Source organism: Micromonospora echinofusca (assembly GCF_017614955.1).
GTDB classification, from domain to species: Bacteria; Actinomycetota; Actinomycetes; order Mycobacteriales; family Micromonosporaceae; genus Micromonospora; species Micromonospora echinofusca_A.
Window position 1 is genome coordinate 1 of the sequence record NZ_WVUH01000544.1, and the last position, 3019, is coordinate 3019.

A 3019-nucleotide genomic window follows, 5' to 3' on the forward strand; every position below is an offset into this window, starting at 1 on the left:
CCCGCCCCACGGGCCTGACCGATCCCCCCGACCGACTGCCCGGCCGTGGACGACCTTCCCCCTCCAGGAGTCCAAGCTGGAGAACCTGGGCCACCTGGGCCACCTGGGCGACCGCAACGACCACGACTCGCAGGGCCTGTTCCAGCAGCGCCCGTCCAGCGGCTGGGGCACGGTCGAGCAGATCACCGACCCCGCCTACTCGACCACCGCGTTCCTGAAGGGCCTGAAGCAGGTCGACGGTTGGAAGGACATGCCGCTGACCCAGGCCGCGCAGGCCGTACAGGTGTCGGCCTACCCCGACCACTACGCCCAGTGGGAGACCCAGGCCGCCGACCTCGTCGCCGAACTCTGGAACAGGTGACCCCACACCGAACCCGAGGGCCCCTTCCCGCACCTGGGAAGGGGCCCTCGCCCGTTGGCCCGCCAGCAGCGTGCGTCACCGCCGGGTGGCGCATCGCGCCGACAGCAGGTCGGCGAACCGGTCGGTCGCCCGGCGCAGTTCCCGGGCGATGCCCGGTTCGCGGGCCGAGTGCCCGGCGTCGGGCACCATCCGCAGTCGCGCCTCGGGCCACCGTCGGGCCAGGTCGTACGCGCTGACCGGCGGGCAGCACAGGTCGTAGCGGCCCTGGATCAGCACGGCCGGCAGGTGCCGGATCCGGTCCACCCCGTCGAGGAGGTGGTGGTCACCGTCGAGGAAGCCGCCGTGCACCACGTAGTGCGACAGGATGCGGGCGATCGGCAGGGCCTGCTCGGCTGAGGTCAGGTGGGCGAGCAGGTCGGGATCCACCCGCAGCGCCGAGTTCACCGCCTCCCATCGGCCCCAGGCCGCCGCGCAGGCCCGCGCCTCGGCGTCGTCCGGTCCATGCAGCCGCCGGTGGTACGCGGCCAGGATGTCGTGGCGTTCGGCTTCCGGGATCGGGGCGACGAACCGCGACCACTCCTCCGGTTGCAGGTGGTGCAGGCCGTGCTGGTAGAACCACTCCCGTTCGCTGCGGCGCATCAGGAAGATGCCCCGCAGGATCAGGCCGGTGACCCGTTCCGGGTGCGCCTGGGCGTAGGCCAGACCGAGGGTGGTGCCCCAGGAACCGCCGAAGACCAGCCACGCGTCGATGCCCAGCCGGGCGCGGATCACCTCCAGGTCGTCGACGAGGTGCCAGGTGGTGTTCTCCACCAGGCTGCCGAACGGGGTGCTCCGCCCCGCGCCGCGCTGGTCGTACAGGACGACCCGGTACCGGTCGGGGTCGAAGAAGCGTCGAGCCGCGGGCACCAGGCCGCCGCCGGGGCCGCCGTGCAGGAAGACCGCCGGTGCGCCGTCCGGCCGACCGACCTCCTCCACGTACAGGTCGTGTCCACCACCGACCGGGACGCGGTGTGTGGCGTAGGGCTCCACCGGGGGGTAGAGACAGCCCCCCGCGTCGGGTTCCGTTACTGACAGAGGGTTTCCACCGGCCCGGATCATCCTGTCGGTGTACCACGGGTGACCGGGCCACCGCGATACGTGTCGCTGCCGGTCCGTCGCCCGGGATGGTCGGGGCAGTGGTGGCTGACCGGGCCTCGCGCCAGCACGCCGGTGCAGGCCGACAGGGCGGCGGCCGGCGGTCTGCGTCCACTGTCGACCCGTTGATCGCGGCCCGCCTACCCGCGCTGCGACGAAAGCACGGCGAATCCTCCGGCGACTACTTTCGGTAGCGCTGTGGTTTCGTGTCCGGGGGAGTCGTGCCGGCGATCAATGTCCTGACCAGCGTCGATGCCCGGTGTGGCGGAAACTCGGTCTGGACAGTCGCCTGACAGCGGGTTATCTTCTTTCCACATTATATGGAATACAGAATGCAGGGCGAAGGGAAGCGGAGCGCGTGGTGATCGCAACCTCACGGGCAGCGGTGGTCACCGGACCCGGTGGGCCGGTGGAGATCCGCGAGTACCCCGTCCCCGCTCCCGGGCCCGGCGAGGCGGTGGTACGCGTCGAACTGTGCGGCATCTGCGGGACCGACGCCCACGTCTTCCACGGCCGGCTGCCCAGCATCGTCTTCCCGGCGCTGCTGGGTCACGAGGTCGTCGGCACCGTCGTCGCCCTCGGAGCCGGCCTCGACCGGGACTTCGCCCACCGGCCGGTCGCCGTCGGCGACCGGATCGGGATCTTCCCCGCCACGAGCTGCGGGGCCTGCTACGAGTGCGTGGTGCTGCGCCGCCCCGGCCAGTGCCGGCAGCGCCCCCCGTCCTACGGCTTCAAGTCGCCGGTCGAGGTGGGATCCCCCCTCACCGGAGGGTTCGCCGACTACCTGCACCTGGCCAACCCGGGGACGGTCTTCTACCGCACCGACCTCGCCCCCGAGGTCGCGATCCTGGCCGAGCCGATGTCGGTGGCCCTGCACGGTGTGCACCGCGCCGGAATCGGGATCGGTGCCACCGTGGTGGTCCAGGGCGTGGGGGCCATCGGCCTGATGGTCGTCGCCGCCGCGCGGACCGCCGGGGCCGCCCGCGTGGTCGCCGTCGACGGCAACGCCCGCCGGCTCGCGTTGGCCGCCGAACTCGGCGCGGACCGGGTCGTCGACGTCAGCGCCCTCGACGCCGGCGTGCCACGGCACCGCGCCGTCCGGGACGCGCTCGACGGCTCCGGCGCCAGCGCGGTCATCGGTTGCAGCGGATCACCGGCCGGCTTCGCCGAGGCGATCGGCTACGTCGCCGACGGCGGTGTGCTCGCCGAGCTCGGCAACTTCACCGACCGGGGGAGCATCCCGATCAACCCCTACACCGACCTGCTCCGGCGGGACATCACCATCGCCGGTGTCTACGGCGCCGGACCCGACATGCAGGCGCGCTACCTACGCGCCCTGGAGATCCTCGAGCGGGGCGACCTGCCCTTCGCCCGGGTGGTCTCACACCGTGTCCCGCTCCGGGACGTGGAACCGGCACTGCGGGCACTCAGCACGGGCTACCAACTGGACGGCAGCGACGTCGTCAAGATCGCCATCGACCCGTCCCGGTAGGCACCAGCCCGGTCACCCCTCACCCCCACCAC

The 3019-nt window shown here is 72.3% G+C and carries 2 protein-coding genes and 1 pseudogene; 2 read left to right on the forward strand and 1 reads right to left on the reverse strand.

Annotated features, from left to right (window positions below; genetic code table 11):
- Positions 1–361 (forward strand): annotated as a pseudogene (locus tag GSF22_RS32425) (hypothetical protein); the annotation flags it as partial.
- Positions 362–436: 75 nt separating this feature from the next.
- On the opposite strand, the gene pip reads toward GSF22_RS32425, so the two are convergent.
- A complete protein-coding gene (pip, locus tag GSF22_RS32430) occupies positions 437–1459 on the reverse strand; it encodes a prolyl aminopeptidase (RefSeq protein ID WP_208817724.1) in 1023 nt (340 codons plus the stop codon).
- 397 nt (positions 1460–1856) lie between these two features.
- Here pip and GSF22_RS32435 point away from each other — a divergent pair, with 397 nt between their 5' ends.
- The gene (locus GSF22_RS32435; protein ID WP_208817725.1) at positions 1857–2987 is read left to right on the forward strand and encodes a zinc-dependent alcohol dehydrogenase; all 1131 of its coding nucleotides are present in this window, start codon (positions 1857–1859) and stop codon (positions 2985–2987) included.
- Positions 2988–3019 lie beyond the last annotated feature (32 nt).